The 19387-nt window shown below is 65.3% G+C and carries 18 protein-coding genes; 12 read left to right on the forward strand and 6 right to left on the reverse strand.

Annotated features, from left to right (window positions below; translation table 11 throughout):
• The 3 genes from ETP66_RS07110 to ETP66_RS07120 form a co-directional block, all read right to left on the reverse strand.
• On the reverse strand, positions 1 to 503 hold a 503-nt coding region (locus tag ETP66_RS07110), incomplete at its 3' end, for a response regulator (RefSeq protein WP_130841948.1).
• Positions 500 to 2137, reverse strand: coding sequence for a sensor histidine kinase (locus ETP66_RS07115; RefSeq protein WP_130841949.1), 1638 nt, complete (start codon positions 2135 to 2137; stop codon positions 500 to 502). The genes ETP66_RS07115 and ETP66_RS07110, both read right to left, overlap by 4 nt.
• A 2-nt stretch (positions 2138 to 2139) precedes the next feature.
• A complete protein-coding gene (locus ETP66_RS07120) occupies positions 2140 to 2967 on the reverse strand; it encodes a PhnD/SsuA/transferrin family substrate-binding protein (protein WP_130841950.1) in 828 nt (275 codons plus the stop codon).
• A gap of 143 nt (positions 2968 to 3110) precedes the next feature.
• On the opposite strand from ETP66_RS07120, the gene ETP66_RS07125 reads away from it, so the two are divergent.
• The 4 genes from ETP66_RS07125 to ETP66_RS07140 all read left to right on the forward strand — a co-directional run bounded on the left by ETP66_RS07125 (position 3111) and on the right by ETP66_RS07140 (position 9287).
• Complete coding sequence (locus ETP66_RS07125) at positions 3111 to 3986, forward strand: 4Fe-4S dicluster domain-containing protein (RefSeq protein WP_130841951.1); 876 nt, start codon at positions 3111 to 3113, stop codon at positions 3984 to 3986.
• A 12-nt stretch (positions 3987 to 3998) separates the two neighbouring features.
• On the forward strand, positions 3999 to 5234 hold the full coding sequence (gene nrfD, locus ETP66_RS07130) for an NrfD/PsrC family molybdoenzyme membrane anchor subunit (RefSeq protein WP_130841952.1): 1236 nt from the start codon (positions 3999 to 4001) through the stop codon (positions 5232 to 5234).
• Positions 5234 to 8623, forward strand: a complete 3390-nt coding sequence (locus ETP66_RS07135) for a molybdopterin-dependent oxidoreductase (RefSeq protein ID WP_130841953.1) — start codon at positions 5234 to 5236, stop codon at positions 8621 to 8623. The genes nrfD and ETP66_RS07135 overlap by 1 nt, the downstream gene beginning before the upstream one ends.
• Before the next feature lie 85 nt (positions 8624 to 8708).
• Positions 8709 to 9287 (forward strand): protoglobin domain-containing protein, encoded by a 579-nt coding sequence (locus ETP66_RS07140; protein WP_201738496.1) that lies wholly within the window; start codon positions 8709 to 8711, stop codon positions 9285 to 9287.
• A gap of 137 nt (positions 9288 to 9424) precedes the next feature.
• Here the strand turns inward: ETP66_RS07140 and dnaB are convergent, their stop codons facing one another.
• A complete protein-coding gene (gene dnaB, locus ETP66_RS07145) occupies positions 9425 to 10780 on the reverse strand; it encodes a replicative DNA helicase (RefSeq protein ID WP_130841955.1) in 1356 nt (451 codons plus the stop codon).
• Positions 10781 to 10889: 109 nt separating this feature from the next.
• On the opposite strand from dnaB, the gene ETP66_RS07150 reads away from it, so the two are divergent.
• The 8 genes from ETP66_RS07150 (at position 10890) to mnhG (ending at position 17893) form a co-directional block, all read left to right on the forward strand.
• Positions 10890 to 12497, forward strand: a complete 1608-nt coding sequence (locus ETP66_RS07150; protein ID WP_130841956.1) for a transglycosylase SLT domain-containing protein — start codon at positions 10890 to 10892, stop codon at positions 12495 to 12497.
• Positions 12498 to 12590: 93 nt separating this feature from the next.
• Entirely contained in the window at positions 12591 to 14780 is a 2190-nt protein-coding gene (gene mbhE / locus ETP66_RS07155; RefSeq protein ID WP_201738497.1) for a hydrogen gas-evolving membrane-bound hydrogenase subunit E, read from the forward strand.
• A gap of 28 nt (positions 14781 to 14808) precedes the next feature.
• Positions 14809 to 15171, forward strand: a complete 363-nt coding sequence (locus ETP66_RS07160) for an MnhB domain-containing protein (RefSeq protein WP_236630118.1) — start codon at positions 14809 to 14811, stop codon at positions 15169 to 15171.
• Positions 15168 to 15515 carry an NADH-quinone oxidoreductase subunit K gene (locus ETP66_RS07165; RefSeq protein WP_130841959.1) on the forward strand — a complete coding sequence of 116 codons (348 nt, stop codon included), beginning with the start codon at positions 15168 to 15170 and terminating at the stop codon, positions 15513 to 15515. Before ETP66_RS07160 ends, ETP66_RS07165 begins: the two co-directional genes overlap by 4 nt.
• Positions 15512 to 17002, forward strand: a complete 1491-nt coding sequence (locus ETP66_RS07170) for a proton-conducting transporter transmembrane domain-containing protein (RefSeq protein ID WP_130841960.1) — start codon at positions 15512 to 15514, stop codon at positions 17000 to 17002. The genes ETP66_RS07165 and ETP66_RS07170 overlap by 4 nt, the downstream gene beginning before the upstream one ends.
• Entirely contained in the window at positions 16999 to 17322 is a 324-nt protein-coding gene (locus ETP66_RS07175; RefSeq protein ID WP_130841961.1) for a Na+/H+ antiporter subunit E, read from the forward strand. The genes ETP66_RS07170 and ETP66_RS07175 overlap by 4 nt, the downstream gene beginning before the upstream one ends.
• Positions 17319 to 17570 (forward strand): MrpF/PhaF family protein, encoded by a 252-nt coding sequence (locus ETP66_RS12395; RefSeq protein ID WP_130841962.1) that lies wholly within the window; start codon positions 17319 to 17321, stop codon positions 17568 to 17570. The genes ETP66_RS07175 and ETP66_RS12395 overlap by 4 nt, the downstream gene beginning before the upstream one ends.
• On the forward strand, positions 17567 to 17893 hold the full coding sequence (gene mnhG / locus ETP66_RS07185; protein WP_130841963.1) for a monovalent cation/H(+) antiporter subunit G: 327 nt from the start codon (positions 17567 to 17569) through the stop codon (positions 17891 to 17893). The genes ETP66_RS12395 and mnhG overlap by 4 nt, the downstream gene beginning before the upstream one ends.
• Positions 17894 to 17896: 3 nt before the next feature.
• On the opposite strand, the gene ETP66_RS07190 is transcribed toward mnhG, so the two are convergent.
• Positions 17897 to 18529, reverse strand: a complete 633-nt coding sequence (locus ETP66_RS07190; RefSeq protein WP_130841964.1) for a rhomboid family intramembrane serine protease — start codon at positions 18527 to 18529, stop codon at positions 17897 to 17899.
• Positions 18530 to 19366: an SDH family Clp fold serine proteinase gene (locus ETP66_RS07195; RefSeq protein ID WP_130841965.1), complete on the reverse strand. Its 837-nt coding sequence runs from the start codon at positions 19364 to 19366 to the stop codon at positions 18530 to 18532.
• Positions 19367 to 19387 lie beyond the last annotated feature (21 nt).

The raw sequence follows: 19387 nt of genomic DNA on the forward strand, positions 1-19387 counted from the left end.
ACATAAATCCTTACACGACCGGAAAGGCCCTGGGCCAGATAACGGACCACCATGAGTTCGCGCTCCGTCAGGACCTCTGGCCCCGGCTTGCGGACGGTTTGGGCCTGGATCATGCGGTAAAGGAGGCTCTGGGGCAGGTAGTGCTCTCCTCGGGCCACTGCCAACACGGCATCCTCCAGCTCCTGCTCGATGGCCTCCTTGGACAGGTACCCGGAGCCCCCGGCCTGGAGGAAACGTTCCGCATATTCCGGTTCCGCATACATGGACAGGGCCAGGAGCCGGGCTTCGGGGTAAAGAGCCTTCAGCTTTTCCGCCACCTGGATGCCGTCCATGTCAGGTAGGGCGATGTCCAAGATCACCACCTGGGGCCTGGATTGGGGGATCTTCAGCAAGGCCTCCTGGCCTGTTTCCGCCTCGCCCACGATCTCCACCTTTCCTTGCAACAGGTAGCGTATCCCTGCCCGCACCACGGGATGGTCGTCCACCAGGAAGACCCGGATCACGCCTTCACCTCCTTTAAGGGAATGCGGGCGTAGACGGTGGTGCCAAGCCCCTGGAGGCTTTCCATCTGGAACCGGCCTCCTAGGAGTTCTATCCTCTCCCGCATACCCAGGATCCCCAAGCCAGGCTGGACCTGCGGGGGGAAGCCTTGGCCGTCGTCCTCCACCACCAGGTGGATCCCATCCCCTTCTTGTTGCAAGACAACGGAAACCTGCTTGGCCTTGGCATGGCGGGCCACGTTGGTGAGGGCCTCCTGTACCACCCGGTAGAGGGTGGTTTCGTGGGTTTCCGGCAGCCGCCCCTTTAGGCGGCAAAGGAGGTTGACCCGGATCCCGGTTCTTTCCTGGAACTCTTCGGCCATGCGTTTCAAGGCGGCCTCGAGGCCCAGGGTGTCCAAGGCGGAGGGGCGCAGGGAGCGGGAGAGGTGGCGCACATCCTGGATGGCGCTTCGCACCGACTCTTGCAGGGTGGGCACCGCCTCCAGCCGCCCCTCCTTCACCGCTCTCAAGCCCAGGTCGATGCCCGTAAGGACCTGGCCTATCTGGTCGTGAAGATCGCGGGCGATGCGCGCCCTTTCCGCCTCTTGGGCCTGAATGAGGGCCTTGAGGAGCTGGGAACGCTCCTGGTCCCTTTCCTTTAGGGCCTGGGTGTACCGGGCCCGGTGTAGCCCGGCTTCGATAGGGGCTTTGATAGCCTCCCGGAAGGCCTCGGGGGCTTCGGCGTTCAGGTAGAGGCGGGCTCCGGGAAGTTCCAGGGTGTGGTAGAGCCCTTGCACGCCTTTCCGTAGGAGGCAGTCCTTCTCCTCCTGGTAGGGGCAGAGAAACTTACCCACCCGCACCTCGCCCAGCCAGGCTTCCCCGCAACGGAAGAGTCCGCTTTGGGCCAGGGCTTCCAGGGCGTTGTGCAACACCTCTTCTGGGGTTTCCGCCCGGTTCACGGCCTCCGCCACCTGGTTTAGGGTGGAAAGCTCCTGTTCCCGTCGCTTCACCCCTTCCCGGTATGCCACCAGAGCCTGATGGAGGACCCTTAGTTCCCCACCGGGATCGGGAAGGACTGCTTCCCGTCCCTCTTGCCAGGCCCGCACGCCTTGGACCAGGGCCTCGAGAGGCTTAAGAAACTGGTTCGCCGCACGGCTCACCAGGAGGAAGGCCAAAGCGGCCACCCCCAGGGCCAGCCAGGCGCCCAGGACCAAAAGGTGGGCCAGCTTCTGCCAGAGGGGGGTTTCGGGAAAGGCTAAGGCCAAGGCACCCACAGAGCCATCCCCGATGGGGCTACGGTAAAGCCTATAGATTTCCCCTTGGAAACGGAAGCGACCCTTTAGGGTTTTTAGATTCAGGGGAAACCCGCCCGGGAAGGTGTGCACCATCACCTCTCCCTTGGGGCCTAGGACAAACCCCAGCACGCCTTCTGCCACCAGGGACTCCAGCTGGCGGAAAACGGCATAGAGGTCGTTGACCAAGAGGTCCTCTTCCAGTTGCCGGGCCAGGTAGAGGGTCTGGGCTTTGCCCCGGGCCTCGAGGCTGGCCTCCAGGCCTGTCTTCACCAGGAAGAAAGCGGTTCCCCCGAGTCCGAGCCCCAGGAAGAGCATGCCCAGAGCGAAGGTCGCCAGCAGGCGCGTACGGAAGCTTCCCTTCATGTCTAGAACCCCAACAGGAAGCGGCGATACTCAGCGTCGCTAGCGGAAGCGAAGCCGGCTATTCCCGCTTCCGGAAGCTGTCCAGCTTCCTCCAAGCGTTTTAGGATCTCCCGCTTGAGCTCAGGAGCTACACCCTTCCGCACTACCACGGGTGGGGGTGGATCCTCGGGTCCTTCCCAGATGACCCGGATCTTTTCCTTGAGCCCGGCGTCCTTTCGTATCATAGCATCCAGCACCATTCCGTCCACCGCTGCGGCCTCCACCAGGCCCTGGATCATGGCCTCCACCGCTCGGTCGTGGGCGTAGGTGAAGAGGATCTTGCCCAGAAAGATTTCCGGCCGATAGCCCCTCCCCTTGAGCTCCCGGATGGGGCGGAGGTAGCCCGTGTTGGACAAGGGGTCCACAAAGGCCATGGTGGCTCCCGCCAGATCCTCCAGGCTTTGTCGGTCCGAGGTGGCCGGCACGATGACCACGCCGCGGTACCGGGTCCAGCTTGCGGGCACCGACTGGGCGATGACCTCCCCGTAACCCTCCGCTACCGCTTTGGCTGCAGCGAAGGTGCATAGGAAGGCTATGTCCACTTGGCCCTTGTGCAGAAGGTCCAGCACCTCCCCGTACCCCCTCCGCCCCAATACCGTGGCCTGGGGCCAGAGGGTGTGGGCCAGGGTCCAGTAGGGGTAGCTCCTTTTGGGGGAGAGGATGCCCGCCACGGCGATGCGCAGGGTGGCTTCTTCCTCGAGGCGGATGGGGGGAAGGGGAGCCAAGGGCCCGGCTTCCGGGATCCGGGCGCAGCCCAGGAGGAGAAACACCAGGAGCCAGATTCGGGCCATGTCTTTAGTATGCCCAGGCTTGCCCGTGACGAAGGTCCCGGGGTTTGTAGGTGTTTTCCCGAGGACACCCGTCCGGGGGGGTTGTCGGAGAAACGCCGATGAAGACCGCTTTTGATTTTCCTAACCTGGCCGTGGAGGTGGGTATGAACGAGGTGGAAAGCCGCAGGGCCTTTCTGGAGAAGGTGGCCTCCACGGTCTTCGCCGGCGTGGTGCTGGGCGGTCAGCCGGTGAAGGCTGGGGCCGAACCTTCCAAGGTGGAGCTACCCCCAAGACCCCCCGATGGGCCCATCCTACCCGAGCTGGAGTATGAGGATGTTCTTTTGCGCATGCAACGGGATCTGGAGCGGGCCCTGAACAAGGGCACCACCCCCAAGTGGGTCATGGTGATCGACACCCGCAAGTGCGTGGGTTGCCACGCCTGCACCATTTCCTGTGCCGTGGAGAACAAGCTTCCCCCTGGGGTGGTCTACCGTCCTGTGGTGGAGGAGCAGGTGGGTGTCTACCCGCGGGTAACCTGGAAGTTCCTGCCCCGGCCTTGCATGCAGTGCGACAACCCTCCTTGCGTTCCCGTCTGCCCGGTGGGGGCTACTTGGAAGCGGGAAGACGGCATCGTGGAGATCGACTACGACGCCTGTATCGGCTGCCGCTACTGCCTGGTTTCCTGCCCCTATCAGGCCCGCACCTTCGACTTTGGGGAGAATTGGACGCAGGATACTCCGGGCCATGGGCAGATGCCCTACGAGGAACTTCCCACATTTGAGTGGGGTGAAGTTCACGTGCATAAGGAAGGGTTGACCCCCGGTAGCCCCGTGGGCAACGCCCGCAAGTGCAGCTTCTGCTTGCACCGCATCGAGCACGGGCTTTTGCCCCAGTGCGTGACCACCTGCATCGGTCGGGCTACCTTTTTCGGGGATGCCTCCGATCCGGAAAGCCTGGTTTTCCAGCTCATCCACCAGCCCAATGTCATGCGGCTTAAGGAAGAGCTGGGTACGGAACCCAGGGTCTACTACCTGGTGTAAAGGAGGGCAAGGATGCGCGTTTGGGGTCGGATCCTCTACGGGGTTTTAGCGGCCATAGGCCTTGTGGGTTTCTTCTTGCGCTTCGCCACCGGCCACCAACTGGCGGGATACGGCAGCTACGTGCCCTGGGGTCTATGGGTGGCCGCGTATATCTACTTCATTGGCCTCTCGGCGGGAGCTTTCCTGCTTTCCGCCTTGGTCTATGTCTTTGGGGTGCGCAAGCTGGAGCCCATCGCTCCCTTGGCCCTGGTGGTGGCCTTGGCCAGCCTACTAATGGCTCTGGTTACCATCTGGTTTGACCTGGGACACATGGAGCGGTTTTATTACGTCTACCTGAGGCCCAACTTCCGCTCCATGATGGCCTGGATGGTGTGGCTTTATACCGCCTATGGGTTGCTCCTTCTTGCGGAGCTCTACTACGCCCTGAGGCGCCACCTGCCCCGGTATGCGGATAGGGGTGGCATAACCGGATTTCTGGCGCGCTTCCTCGTCAAGGGGCGGAAGACCCCCTTTACTCAGGAGGAGATCCAGCGGGACGAGGGCATCACCAGGGTTTTGGGGACCATTGGCGTCCCCTTGGCTATCGCCTTCCACGGGGGTGTGGGTGCCCTCTTCGGCACGGTGGTGGCCCAGGATCTGTGGCATAGCCCCATCTACCCCATCCTCTTTCTCACGGGTGCCCTCCTCTCGGGCGGGGCGCTGATGACCGCAGCCTACGTGTTCTTCTGGCCCAGGAAGGACGGGGAGTGGAGGGAGCTTAGCCTTCTCCTGGGCCGGATCGTGTTAGGGCTTATCCTTTTTGACCTCCTCTTGGAGTGGGCGGAGTACTCCATTCCCATGTGGTACGGGGTGGGTTCCGAGTTCAAGGCGCTGCGGAATACCCTGTTCGGCCCCTTCTGGTACGTGTACTGGGTGTTCCACATCCTGCTCGGGGTGGTGGTTCCCATCTGGCTCCTGTTGGCCTTTGGCTTGCGGGGCCGGATGGGGGCCGTAGGTCTCGCCAGCTTTCTGGTGGCCTTCACCTTCCTGGCCATCCGCCTCAACCTGGTCATTCCCAGCCTGGTCCACCCCAAGCTGGAGGGCCTGGTAAACGCTTACCGGGACCATCGCCTTGTCTTTGCCTACCTCCCCACCTGGTTTGAATGGAGCGTGGTGGTCTTTTCGGTGGTGCTGGGCTTTACCGTGACCTACATTCTGGTGCGTGTTTTGCCCGTGATCGAGGGCAAGCTTCTAAAGGAGGTGGCGTGATGCTTTCCCGGCGGGAACTGATCAAGCTGGGCGCCCTTTCCGGAAGCGGGGTTCTTCTGGGGGAGAAGGCCACAGAACTCCTTTCCAAAGCCGAGGCGGCGGCTCAAAGGACTCCTGGCTTCTATCCTCTGAACGATCCAGAAAATCAGATCTATTCGGTTTGCCTCCAGTGCAACACCGGCTGCCCCATCAAGGTAAAGATCTACGAGGGGGTGGCGGCGAAGATAGACGGGAGCCCTTATTCGCCTTGGACCCTCTACCCGCACCTTCCCTTGGGAACATCGGTGGAGAAAGCAGCCAAGGTGGATGGGGGTATCTGCCCCAAGGGGCAGTCTGGTTTGCAGACGGCCTATGATCCTTACCGCATACGCAAGGTTCTCAAGCGGGCAGGCCCCAGGGGAAGCGGCAAGTGGAAGGAGATTCCCTTCGAACAGGCGGTGAGGGAGATTGCCGAAGGAGGGAAGCTCTTTGCCGAAATCGGGGACGAACGGGTCTATCCGGGTCTGAAGGAGGTCTGGGCCCTGAGGGACCCCAAGGTGATGAAGGCCATGAAGGCCCGGGTGGAGGAAATTTGGCAGGAAAAGGATCCAGCCAAGAAAAAGGCCTTGGTGGAGGGCTTTAAGGAGGAATTCAAGGACTACCTGGACACACTCATCGACCCCGATCACCCCGACCTGGGACCCAGGAACAATCAGGTGGTCTTTGCCTATGGCCGCCTAAAGGCCGGGCGGAGTGAGTTCTTCAAGTGGTTCTTCCAGAACGGCCTGGGTACCGTTAATTTCCACGGGCACACCACCGTGTGCCAGGGCTCCCTCTACTTCACGGGCAAGGCCATGAGCTACCAGCTGGCCTACGACGAGAAGAAGGGGGAGTACACCTGGACGGGGGCCGAGAAGTTCTACTGGCAGGCGGACCTGACGGGGGCGGAATTCGTCATCTTCGTGGGGTCCAACATCTTTGAGGGCAACTACGGTCCGCCCCTCCGGGTGAAGGAGGTTACCCAGGGATCGGCAACCGGGAAGTTGAGGTATGTGGTCCTGGACCCCCGAGCCCAAAAGGGCGTGGCCCATGCCACCAAGTGGATCCCCACCAAGTCGGGCTACGATGCCGCCGTTGCCTTTGGCATGATGCGTTGGATGTTTGCGAAGGGGCGGTTTGACGCCCGCTTCCTCTCTGCCGCCAACAAAGGAGCGGCCAAGGCCATTGGCGAGCCCAGCTGGACCAACGCCACCTGGCTGGTGGAGATAGACGAGAAGGGCTTTCCCGCCAAGCTTCTGCGCATGAGCCACCTGGGAATGGCTCCCGAGGTCCGGGTCATGGACGGCAAGGAGGTGGTCTTCGACCATCCCATTGTCTTGGTGCAGGGGAAACCCACCCCGGTGGACCCGCAGAGCGAGGATAAGCCGGTTTTCGGAGACCTCTTTGTGGACACCACCCTTAACGGCATCCGGGTGAAGAGCGCCCTCCAGCTGATTCGGGAGGAGGCCTTCAGCCGGAGCCTCGAGGAGTGGGCGGAGCTTGCGGGGGTTGAGCCCGAGGAGATCGTCTGGCTGGCCCATGAGTTCACCAGCCACGGCAAAAGGGCGGTGGTGGATATCCACCGGGGAGCCAGCCAGCACACCAACGGCTTCTACAACGCCTTTGCCTGGAATGTTCTTAACGCCTTGATTGGCAACTACGACCACCATGGTGGGTACGTCCGGGCCAGCACCTATGACATCACAGGCAAGAAGGCGGAAGGGCCCTTCTACCTGGACAAGCTCCACCCCAATAAGCTGGAGCCCTTCGGTATCAGCATCATCCGCCATGAGGTGGACTACGAAAAAACGACCCTCTTTGAGGGCTATCCCGCCAAACGTCCCTGGTTCCCCCACAGCTCGGACATCTACCAGGAGATTCTGCCCTCCGCTGCCCAAGGGTACCCGTACCCGGTGAAGATCCTTTTCCACTACATGGGCTCCCCTGCCTATGCCCTTCCCGCCGGCCACACCCAGATCCAGGCCATGCTGGACCCCGCCAGGATTCCCCTCATCGTGGCCTTTGACATCGTGGTCGGGGATACGTATCTCTACGCTGACTACATTATTCCCGATCTCTCCTACCTGGAGCGCTGGGAGTTCCATGGAAGCCACCCCAACGTGATCTGGAAGGTGCAAACCGTGCGGCAGCCCACTATCGCACCCATTCCTGAGGAGGTGAAGGTCTTTGGGGAGGGGATGCCCCTGTCCGCAGAGGCCTTCCTACTGGCCCTGGCGGAGCACTTGGGGGTGCCGGGATTTGGGGAGAAGGGCTTTGCCAACGGCATGCCCTTCCGCAGGCCCGAGGACTTCTACCTGAAGATGGTGGCCAACCTGGCGTTTGGCGAGAAGGCGGATGGGTCGGATGCGGTGCCTGAGGCCGACGACAGGGAAATGGAAATCTTCAGGCAAGCCCGCCGCCACCTGCCCCCCTCGGTGTTCGACCTGGAGAAGTGGAAAGCGGCCATCGGGGATGAGGGTCTTTTCCGTCGAGCGGTGTATGTTCTTAACCGGGGTGGGCGTTTCCAGGCCTTTGAGAAGGCCTTTAAGCCCGACGGCACCCTGGCTAATGCCTACGGCAGGCAGATCAACCTCTACCTGGAGAAGCACGCCAAGAGCAAGAACAGCATGACCGGCAAGCCCTACTGGCCCTTACCCCGCTTCTTCACCCCCTACACGGATGCCTTGGGCCAGCCCATCCAGGACGAGGAAAAGGGTTTCGAGCTCACCCTGATCACCCACCGCTGGATCACCATGACCAAGAGCCGGACCATTTCCAACTACTGGCTCCTTAACATCACCCCCGAGAACTACATTGCCATCAACCCCGAGGATGCCAAGCGGTTGGGTTTCAAGGATGGGGAGCTGGTCAAGGTGGTTTCCGCCAGCAACGAGGCGGGGATTTGGGACCTAGGGCCTTTGGGCAAAAAGCCCATGGTGGGCAAGGTGAAGGTCATGGAGGGCATCCGCCCCGGGCATCTGGCCTTTGCCTTGGGTTTTGGCCACTGGGCCTATGGCGCAAGCGACCTGGAGATCAACGGCCAGGTGATCAAGCCTGACCTTAGGCGGGCTACAGGTATCCATGCCAATGCTGCCATGCGGGTGGACCCCGTCCTTAAGGACGTGGGGCTGACGGACATTACCGGAGGAAGCGCTGTCTTCTACGATTCCAAGGTGCGCTTGGTGCGCCCTACCCCTGAGGAAGCCCGGACTTATGGGGAGGGAGTGCGGAGGGTGGCCCTCGAGGGCCCAGCGGGCGTCCGGGCCAAGGAGATACTGGAAAAAGCCCTTAAGGCCGCCCGAGGGGAGCTGGAACCGGAGGCCTTGAGGCGGGAGGTGGCAAGCCAGCTGGGTCTGAGCCAAAAGGTCTAGCAGCCGAGGGGCCAGGCTCCAGGGGATGACATCCCCTGGAGCCTTTGCCCTAGACGGGGGTCGGCCGGTGAGGTACATTTGTCCCGTGGACCCCGGCGAACTCCTCGACCTCCTCAAGGGGCGCACCGGCTTTACCGAGGCCCACGCCGCCCTCCTGCGGGAGCTGGGCCAGGTGATGGCCCCCATCGCCCCCGAGGTGGCCCTGGCCTTCTACGACTACCTGGGGCGGGATCCGGAGCTTTCGGAAATCCTTCACGCCGTGCCCGGCAGGGTGGAGAGGCTTTACGGCACCTTTGCCCACTGGTACGGGGAGCTTTTCTCGGGCACCTACGACCGCGCCTATGCGGAAAGGCGGCGTCGCATCGGGCTGGTGCACGCCAGGCTCGGCATCGGCCCCCGGGCCATGATCCCAGCCATGGGGATCGTGCAGGAGCTTTCCCTGGAGCACCTGCGCACCGCCTTACGCGGTCCCGAGGTTTTTAGTGCGGTGGAGGCCTTTGAGAAGATCGTGGCCGTGGAGATCGGGCTCATCGAGGAGAGCTACCTGGAGGCCCTCGCCCTGGGGTTTGCCCTGGGCCACCGGGACCTGCGGCGGGCCTTGGCCGAGGGGGCGGCGGCCCTCCTCGCGCCACCCCACCCGGGCCCGGGTAGAGGCCCCGGCTGATACCCTTTGCCGCTCCATCCCTCATCCCCTTCCCCAAGGCGGGCCCTTACCCACGGCCTCTGCCCTCCTCCGCAAAGCGCTTCCCCCCCTCTCCGAGAACCCCGGGCTTGCCTGGAGGTGCCCCCTGGGGGCTCCCCTCAGGGCTCCCGGGCCAGGTCGTTGAAGCGCACGTGCTGGGCGTGGAACTGGAGCTCTACGGTGCCCGTGGGCCCGTTCCGTTGCTTGCCCACGATGATTTCGGCGATCCCGGCCTTTTCGGAGTGGGGGTTGTAGTACTCGTCCCGGTAGATGAACATGACCAGGTCCGCGTCCTGCTCGATGGAGCCCGACTCCCTTAGGTCCGAGAGCATGGGGCGCTTGTTGGGCCTGGCCTCCACCGCCCGGGAGAGCTGGCTCAGGGCGATGACCGGGATGTGGAGCTCCCGGGCCAGGGCCTTGAGCCCCCGGGAGATGGCGGCGATCTCCTGCTGGCGGTTCTCCCCCCCCTTGCCCGCGCCGGGCCCGGACATGAGCTGCAGGTAGTCGATGACCAGGAGGCCCACCCGGTGCTGGCTTCTGAGCCTGCGGGCCCGGGCCCGGAGTTCCAGGAGGGTCAGGTCGGGGGTGTCGTCGATGAAGATGGGGGCTTCGGCCAGGCGCCCGGCCACGTCCACCAGGCGGGAGAAGTCCCGGTCGGTGAGCTGGCCGAGCCGTACCCGGTTCATGTCGATGCGGGCCTCGGAGCACATGAGGCGCAGGGTCAGCTGGGCTGCAGGCATCTCCAGGGAGTAGATGCCCACCCCCACCCCCTCCCTCAGGGCGGCGTGCTGGGCGATGGTGAGGGCGAAGGCCGTCTTGCCCATGGCGGGGCGGGCGGCGATGATGTTCAGGGAGCCCGGGGAGAGGGTGCCGATGAGCCCGTCCAGCTCCTTGAAGCCCGTGTGCACCCCAGCCACCTCCCCTTTGTTCTGGAAGAGGGCCTCGATGTGCTCGAAGGTCTCGTGCACCAGCTCCCGCATGCCCCGGGCCTCGGTTTCGGTCTGGGCGAGGGCGACCTCCAGGATCTTCTTCCCCGCGGTGTCCAGGATCTCGTCCAGGCTCCCCGCCTCCTCGTAGGCCAGGCGCATGGCTTCTCCCGCGGCCTGGATGAGCCGCCTCAGGGTCCACTTCTCGGCCACGATGCGGGCGTAGTGCTCCGCGTAGGCGGCGGTGGGGGTGGCCTCGGAGAGCTGGGCCAGGTAGCTCACCCCCCCTACCCCCTCCAGCTCCCCCCGGCGGGAAAGCTCCTCCGCCAGGGTCACCAGATCCACAGGCTTGCCCTGGGCCCTCAGGGCCTGCATGGCCGCGTAGACCTTGCGGTGGGCCTCGGCGTAGAAGGCCTCGGGGGAGGGGAGGAGGCTTTCCAGCTCGTCCAGGACCTCCGAGTCCAGGAGGATAGCCCCCAGGAGGCTCTGCTCGGCCTCGAGGCTGTGGGGGGGGATACGCCCTTCGGGATATCCTGGCGAGTGGCCCATAGGCTCCACCAGGCTACGCCTGTCCCCCCGGGTTCCGCCAGGGGGCTCCCCTCCAAGGGAGGCCAGGACCTCTTTGGGGCTTCTCACCCTTCGCCGCTAGGGTGAAGGGGTGGGCTGGTTTCTTCTCCTCTTCCTTCTTGCCTCCTGCCGGGCCCAGGGCCTGCCCGAGCCTTACGCCCTCCTGGGCCGGGGGGACCTCGAGGCGGTCCGCCAGGTGGCCCTGGGGGGTGAGGGCTACGCCCGCCTGCTTGCGGGCTGGCTCCTGGTGGACGCGGAGGGCCTCCCCCTCGCCGAGCGCGCCGAGTACGCCTGGCGCTACGCCCTCTTCCTGGAGGAGGTGCGGGCCTTCGAGCCCGGTTGGGAGGCGCGGGCGGCCTGGCGCAAGGCCGCCCCCCTCCTCCAGGCGGCGGGGGATCCCCGGGCCTTCTCCGCCTGGCAGAGGCTCCTCCCGGAGGGGGAGGCCGTGGCCGCCCTCCTCACCTTGGGGGAAGGGGAAAGGCTCTACGAGGCCCTCCTCCGCGGGCAGGCCTACGAGGCCCTCCTCGAGGCGCTGCCCGAGGGGGCGCGGCCCGATCTCCGGGCCCAGGCCCTCTTCCGCCTGGGACGCTTTGCCGAGGCCCTGCCCCACTATCGGGCCTGGGCGGAGCGGGAGGCCCGGGGCTACCTGGGCCTGGGCTACGCCCTTTGGCGGCTTGGCCGCCGGGAGGAGGCCCTCTCGGCCTTCGCCCGCTACCCCCACCCGGAGGGCCGCTACGCTCAGGGTCGGCTCTTGGAGGAGATGGGGCGGGCCTGGGAAGCGGTGGCCGCCTACCGCAGGAGCACCCCGGAGGGGCTTTGGCGGGCCACGGCCCTTTTGGAACGGCAGGGGCTCCTGCGGGAGGCCCTGGGCCTCTACCTGGAGCTCGCCCGCACCCCTAGCCCCTACGCGGACGACGCCGCCCTACGGGCCTACTTCCTCGCGGGGCAGCTGGGCCTGGAGGGGGAGCGCCAGCAGGCCTACGCCCTCCTCCAAGGAGGGCTCGGCCTCCTCCTGGGCCGCTGGCCGGACCCCCCGCCGCCGGTCCATGAGGCCTCCCCGCCCCCCGAAGCCCCCCGGGTGGAGGCCCTCCTGCGGGTGGGGCAAGGGGCCTGGGCCCGGGGGGAGGTGCGCTACGCCCTGTGGCAGCGTCCCCGGGACTGGCCCGCCCTGGTGCCCCTCCTCTACCGCCTGGGGGCCTACCGGGAGGGAATCCGGGCCGCCTGGCCCACGGCCCTGGCCTACCCCAGGGCCTACCGGGGGTGGGTGGAGGGGTACGCCCAAAAGGAGGGCCTGGACCCGGACCTCCTCTTCGCCCTCCTCCACGTGGAAAGCCGCTTCGACCCCCTGGCGGTGAGCCGCACCGGGGCCCTGGGCCTGGGCCAGTTCTTGCGGAGCACCTGGGCCGACGTGGCCCGGATGCTGGGGGAGCCCCCCGCCGACCCCTTTGACCCGGAGGCCAGCATCCGCTACGCCGCCCGCTACCTGCGCTGGCTCATGGAACGGTGCGCCGCCTTCGAAGGCCTGGAGCAGGTGGCCTGCGCCCTCACCGCCTACAACGGGGGTATCGGCTACACCCTGCGGGGCATCGCCCGGGAGGGAGACCTCTATGCCTTCTTCCGCTTCCAGGAGCGGGACGAGCCCCGGGAGTACCTGGCCAAGGTGCTTTCCGCCTACGCCGCGTACAAGGCCCTGCCCTGAGCTTGCCCCCCGCTTTTGGCTTTGGGTATATTGGGGGCCATGGCGCTATCGGCCCTTGCGCCCTTCCTTCTGGGAGCCTTGGCTCCCTTTCTTATGCGTTTTCTGGGGCGGAAAGTGGCCTATCTCTTCTTCCTCCTCCCCTTGGGCCTTTTCCTCCACCTGCTCGGGTACCTGCCCCGGGTGGCAGCGGGGGAGCGGGTGCGGGAGGATTGGGCCTGGGTGCCGGGCCTGGGGATCGCCTTCGGCTTCTACCTGGACGGCTTCAGCCTCCTCTTCGCCCTCCTCATCCTGGGTATCGGGGCCGTCATCCTCCTTTACGGGGCCAGCTACCTGGAGCACCATCCCCACCAGGACCGATTTTTCCTCTTCATCCTGGCCTTCATGGGCTCCATGCTGGGTTTGGTCCTGGCGGGGGACCTCGTCACCCTCTTCGTCTTCTGGGAGCTCACCAGCCTTACCTCCTTCCTTCTGGTGGGCCTGGAACACGAGCGGGCCTCGGCCCGGCGGGCGGCCCTGCAAGCCCTTTTCGTCACCGTCTTCGGCGGACTTTTCCTCCTAGCAGGGTTTGTCCTTTTGGCTCTGGCGGGGGGGAGTTACAGCCTCGAGGCCCTCCTGGCCCAAGACCTCACCGCCCACCCCTACTACCCCGCCCTCCTCCTCCTCCTGGCCCTGGGGGCCTTCGCTAAGTCCGCCCAGTTCCCCTTCCACTTCTGGTTGCCCAACGCCATGGAGGCTCCCACCCCCGTTTCCGCCTACCTGCACTCCGCCACCATGGTGAAGGCCGGGGTCTACCTCCTGGCCCGCTTCCACCCCACCTTGGGGGGAGGTGAGCTCTGGCAGGCCCTCCTCCTGCCCGTGGGCGGGGTCACCATGCTCCTCGGGGCTTACGCCGCCCTCACCGCCACCGAGATCAAGCGGGTCTTGGCCTACTCCACGGTGAGCGTCCTGGGCCTGCTCACCTTCCTCCTGGGGGTGGGCACCGAGGGGGCGGTGAAGGCCATGGTCTTGGTCCTCCTGGCCCACGCCCTCTACAAAGGGGCCCTTTTCCTGGTGGCAGGTTCCATCGACCACGGGGCGGGGGAGAAGAAGGTAGACCGGCTCGGGGGCCTTCTTTCCGCCATGCCCCTCACCGCCTTGGCCGGCTTTCTGGCTGCCCTGTCCATGGTGGGCCTGCCCCCAGCTTTCGGTTTCGTGGCCAAGGAGTTCTTCTACAAGGCCCTGGAGGGTTCCCCCCTCCTCCTGCCCGCCTTCCTGGCTAGCCTTCTCCTGGTGGGGGTGGCCCTCCTGGCGGGGGTGAAACCCTTCCTGGGGGAAAGACCCCCCCACCTCCACCCCCACGAGTCCCCCTGGCCCCTATGGGGGGGGCCCCTTCTCCTGGGTCTCGTGGGGCTAGCCTTCGGCCTCCTCACCCCCGAGGTGGGCCGCCTGCTGGTGGCCCCGGCGGTGGTGGCCATCTGGGGCCAGGAGGTCCCGGTGAAGGTCTACTTCTGGGACGGGTTCAACCCTGTCCTCCTCCTCTCCTTGGCCACGGTCCTGGCCGGGGCGGGGGCCTTCGCCGCCCGCAGGGGGCTTCGCCGCCTGGCCCTGCCCTACAGCGCCGACCGGGCCTACGACCGCATCCTGGAGGCCCTGGAGGGGCTCGCCAAGTGGCAGACCGCCCTCCTGCAGCACGGCTACCTGCGGCTTTACGCGGCCACGGTTTTGGGGGTTGGCCTCCTCCTTACCCTCCTCCCGGCCCTCAGGGCCGGGGTGAGGTGGCCGGCCCTCGAGGGCGTAAGGCTCTACGAGGCTCTGATCCTGCTCCTCATGGCCACCGCTGCCTTTTACGCCGCAAGGACCCGCTCCCCCATCTTCGCGGTGGTGGCCTTGGGGCTGGTGGGCTACGGCATCGCCCTGGTCTACCTCTTCTACGGGGCCCCGGACCTGGCCATGACCCAGCTCCTGGTGGAAACCCTCACCGTCTTGGTCTTCGCCTTCGTATTTGCCGCCATGCCCCGCTTTGCCCGGGACCGGCCTGTTCCCTGGAAGGCCCTTGTAGGCGCGGGGGTAGGGGCCGCCGTCACCTTGGGTGTCCTTGCCACCTCGGGCCAGGCCCCTCTGCCGCCGGTTTCGGAGTTCTTCGCCGAGGAAAGCTACCAAAGCGCCTTCGGCCGCAACGTGGTCAACGTGATCCTGGTGGATTTCCGCGCCCTGGACACACTGGGGGAGGTGGTGGTCCTGGTGCTGGCAGGGCTCGGCGCCTACGTGCTCCTCAGGAGGAAACATGGAAACTCCGGTGCTTAGGGGACTTGCCCGCTGGATCCTCTTTCTCATGCTTCTCTTTTCCCTCTACCTCTTCTACCGGGGGCACAACCTCCCGGGTGGAGGCTTCATCGGGGGCCTGGTGGCGGCCTCCGGCTTCCACATCTACGCCCTGGCCTTCGGGGTGGGGCGGGCCCGGGCGCTTTTGCGCCTCCATCCGACCGAGCTGGCGGTTTTGGGGACCAGCATCGCTCTTCTGGCTGGTCTCCTGGCCTTGGGACACGGAGCCCCCTTCCTCACCGGTTTCTGGACGGAGCTCTTAGGGCAGAAGCTGGGGACCCCCTTGCTCTTCGACGTGGGGGTCTACCTGGGAGTGGTTGGGGCCGTGCTTTCCGTGCTATGGGCCCAGGAGGAGGAGGTGAGGGCAGGGTGACGGTGCTGCTTGCCCTTCTGGTGGGTCTCCTGGTGGGGGTGGGGGTGTACCTCATGCTCCAGGGAAGCCTGGCCCGTTTCCTTCTGGGCCTGGCCCTGCTCTCCAACGCCGCCAACCTGGTGGTCTTCCTGAGCCCCGGCCTGGTGCGGGGAGGAAGCCCGGTAATCCCCGCGGGAATCCTCGTTCTGGAACCCCCTTATGCCGACCCCCTGCCCCAGGCCATGATCCTCACCGCCATCGTCATCGGTCTCGGAGTCCTGGCCTTCGCCGTGGTCCTGGCCTACCGGGTGCACCAGGTCCTGGGCACCGACGACTTGGACGAGCTCAGGGGGACGGACCGATGAAGGATCTGTGGCTCACCCTGCCTCTCCTCATCCCCCTTTTAAGCGGGCTCCTTTGCTTCTTCTTAAGGCGCTCGCCTTTTGGGGAAAAGCTGGCGGTGGCCTCGGCCCTGGCCCAGCTGGGGGTGGCGGTCTACCTTATCGCCTACGTGCAAAAGGAAGGCATCCAGTCCACGGCCCTAGGGAACTGGCCTGGTCCCTTCGGGATCGTCTTGGTCCTGGACACCTTTGCCGCCTTGATGGTCTTTACCGCCGCCCTGGTGGGTCTGGCGGTTACCCTCTACTCCCTAAGGGGCATCGATCCTGGCCGCAAGGCCCTGGGCTACTTCGCCTTCTTGCAGATCATGCTCTTCGGTGTCCAGGGGGCCTTCCTTACCGGTGACGTCTTCAACCTTTACGTCTGGCTGGAGGTTATGCTCCTCTCCTCTTTCGTCCTCCTCACCCTGGGAGGGGAGCGGGTCCAGCTCTTGGGGGGCCTCAAGTATTTTGCTTTGAACTTTCTCTCCTCCCTCTTCTACCTCATGGCTGTGGGTCTGCTCTACGGCCTCACGGGCAGCTTGAACCTGGCCGATCTCCACCTGCGCCTTGCCCATGTGGATCCCGCCCAGGTGAGCCTGGTGGCGGGCTTTTTCCTCTTGGCTCTTTCCATCAAGGCCGCCCTCTTTCCCCTCTTCTTCTGGCTGCCCGCCTCGTACCATACCCCGCCCCTACCGGTGGCCGCTTTCTTCGCCGCCTTGCCTACCAAGGTGGCGGTCTACGCGCTTTTCCGCCTCTTTACCGTGCTCTTCCATCAGGAACCCGAACTGTGGCACCGGTTGATCCTTTGGATCGCCGGTTTCACCATGGTCACCGGGGTCTTGGGGGCCTTGGCCCAGATGGAGGTGCGTCGCCTTCTCTCCTTCCACATCATCAGCCAGATCGGCTACATGGTCATGGGCCTGGGGCTTTTCACGCCCGTAGGGATCGCCGGGGGTATTTTCTACATCGTCCACCACATCTTCGTGAAGGCGGCCCTTTTCCTGGTGGCCGGTCTGGCCCAAAGGCTTTTGGGTTCTTTCCACCTGGAAGAGCTGGGCGGCCTCTACCGCTACCGGCCTTTTTTTGCCCTGCTCTTCATCATCCCAGCCCTTTCCCTGGCGGGACTTCCCCCCTTCTCCGGCTTCTTCGCCAAGCTCTTCCTGGTGGTGGGGGGGTTGGAGATCGGGGAGTACGCCATCGTGGGGGTGGCGCTCCTGGTGGGGCTTTTCACCCTGATGTCCATGATGAAGATCTGGCGGGAAGCCTTCTGGAAGCCCCTGCCGGAGGAGCGGGTTAGGCTCCTGGAAGGCCCCGTGCCCCTCACTATGGTCCTGGGTACCGCCCTTCTCTCCTTCGTCACGGTGTTCATCGGCCTCGGAGCCGGCTACGGCTTCGCCCTGGCGGAGCAGGCGGCCCGGGAGCTTCTGGACCCTTCCGCCTACGTGGCGGCGGTTCTCGGAGGTGCACGGTGAAAGTCTGGCTTGTCTTGCGGCTCGTCCTCTACTTCCTTTGGGAGGTGGTCCTCTCCAACCTGCGGGTGATCCAGGAGGTGCTCTCCCCCCGCTTCCGCATGCGCCCGGGGATCCTGGCGGTGCCCCTGGAGGGGAAGAGCGACCTGGAGATCGCCCTCTTCGCCAATATGATCACCCTCACCCCGGGCACCCTGAGCGTCCACGTCTCCCGGGACCGCCGGGTGCTCTTCGTGCACAACATGTATGCGGAGGACCCCCAGGCGGCCAAGGAGGACCTCAAGGGGAGCTTCGAGCGGCGCGTTTTGGAGGTGACCCGGTGAAGGAGCTTTCCCTTTTCCTCCTCACCGTGGCCCTGGCCCTCACCCTCTACCGCCTCCTCCGGGGGCCTTCCCTGCCGGACCGGGTGCTGGGCCTGGAAATGGTGGGCTTTGGCTTCATGGGGCTGGCTCTGGTCTACGCCCTCCTCACCCGGCAGGTCTTTTTTGTGGACGTGGCCACGGTGCTGGCCCTGGTCTCCTTCTTGGCCACCATCGCCTTCGCCCGCTTCATCGAAAGGAGCCGGGAATGAGCCTCCTGGTAGACCTCCTGCTCCTTTTGGGTTCTTTGGTCTTCCTGGCGGCGGCCCTGGGCCTTCTGCGCTTCCCCGACTTCTACATCCGCATGTCCGCGGCCACCAAGGCCGCCACCCTGGGCCTGGGCCTCCTCCTCCTGGGGGTGGCCTTGGGCTTTGGCGAGGGGCTGGTGGCCTTCAAGGCGGTGCTCCTCCTGGTCTTTCTCTTCTCCACCGCCCCCATTGGGGCCCACTTCCTGGGCCGCGCCGCCTACCGCGCAGGGGTACCCCTGTGGGAGAAGACCCACGTGGACGAGCTGAAGGGGCGGGAGCACGAGTAGGCCTTATCCCCGGCGCCCCCTGGGGGCAAAGCGGCGGGCCAGCAGTGCCCCGAAGAGGAACCCCCCCAGGTGGGCCCACCAGGCCACCCCAGGGAGCCCCAAGGCGCCCTGGAGGAGCTGGAGCAGGGCCCAGTAGCCCAGGTAGAAGCCCGCGGGCAGGGTGACCAAAAAGGGCAGGATCAGGAAGACCAGGGCCACCACGTAGGCCCGGGGGAAAAGGACGTAGTAGGCCCCGAGGACCGCCGAGACCGCCCCGCTGGCCCCGATCATGGGGATGGGGGAGCCCGGCATGAAAAGCCCCTGGGCCAGGGCGGCCGCCAAGCCCCCCAGGAGGTAGAAGAGGAGAAAGCCGCCGTGGCCCATGCGGTCCTCCACGTTGTCCCCGAAGACCCAGAGGAACCACATGTTGGAGAGAATATGAAAGAAACTCCCGTGGAGGAACATGCTGGTGAGGAGGCGGTAGGCCTGCCCCAGGGGGTCCTGGAAGAAGAGGGCCGGGATGAAGCCATAGGCCCTCGCCGACCACTCCAGCCCCACGGAAAGCTGCCAGAGGAAGGCCAGGGCGTTGGCCAGGACCAGGGCTTTGACCACCAGGGCCGGCCGGCGGGCGTGGTTGATGTCGTAGAGGGGGAGCACCTACCTCCTCCCTCCGGCCGGCTCCCCCCGGTAGGGGAGGGGCACGTACTGCACGCTGGGCTTACCCCCCTGGGCCTGGGGGTAAAGGTCCATGAGCTCGTAGACCTCCAGGGGCATCTCCGTGCTCACCGGCAGGCCCATCTCCCGGGCCTGGGTCACGTCGATGGGGTAGTCGTGGGTCCAGGTGCCCTGGGAGAGGAGGGCGGCCACCGCCTCCGCCCTCTCCTCGGGGAGGTGCCGGAGGAGGAGGCCCTTAACCGTGGCCTTCACCTGCCTCAAGGCCTTCTCCGCCACGTCCGCCAGGATCAGGGTCTGGTCCTCCACCTCAGCAAGGGGCTTCTTTTCCAGCACCTTCAGGATGCTCGCCGCCGGGTACTGGCCGAGCTGGGGGTCCACAGGGCCCAAGACGGCGTTCTCGTCCATGACGATCTCGTCCGCGGCCAGGGCGATGAGGGTCCCCCCGGACATGGCGTAGTGGGGCACGAAGACCGTGACCTTGGCGGGGTGGCGCAGGAGGGCCTCGGCGATCTGCTCCGCGGCCAGGACCAGCCCTCCCGGGGTGTGCAGGACCAGGTCGATGGGCACGCTCTTGTCGGTGAGGCGAATGGCCCTCAGGACCTGCTCCGAGTCGTCGATGTTGATGAAGCGGGTGATGGGGATGCCGAGGAAGCTCACCGCCTCCTGCCGGTGGATGAGGGTGATGACCCGGCTCCTGCGCTTCCTCTCCAGCTCGGCGATCTTGCGGGCCCGGGCCCCATAGAGCAGCTGCTGCTGCAGGTAGGGGGACAGGACGGAGAGGATGAAGAAGAGCCAGAAGAGCTGGAAAAAGATTTCCATAACCCGACCTCTGGCCCTATC

The organism is Thermus thermamylovorans, from assembly GCF_004307015.1.
Classification (GTDB): domain Bacteria; phylum Deinococcota; class Deinococci; order Deinococcales; family Thermaceae; genus Thermus; species Thermus thermamylovorans.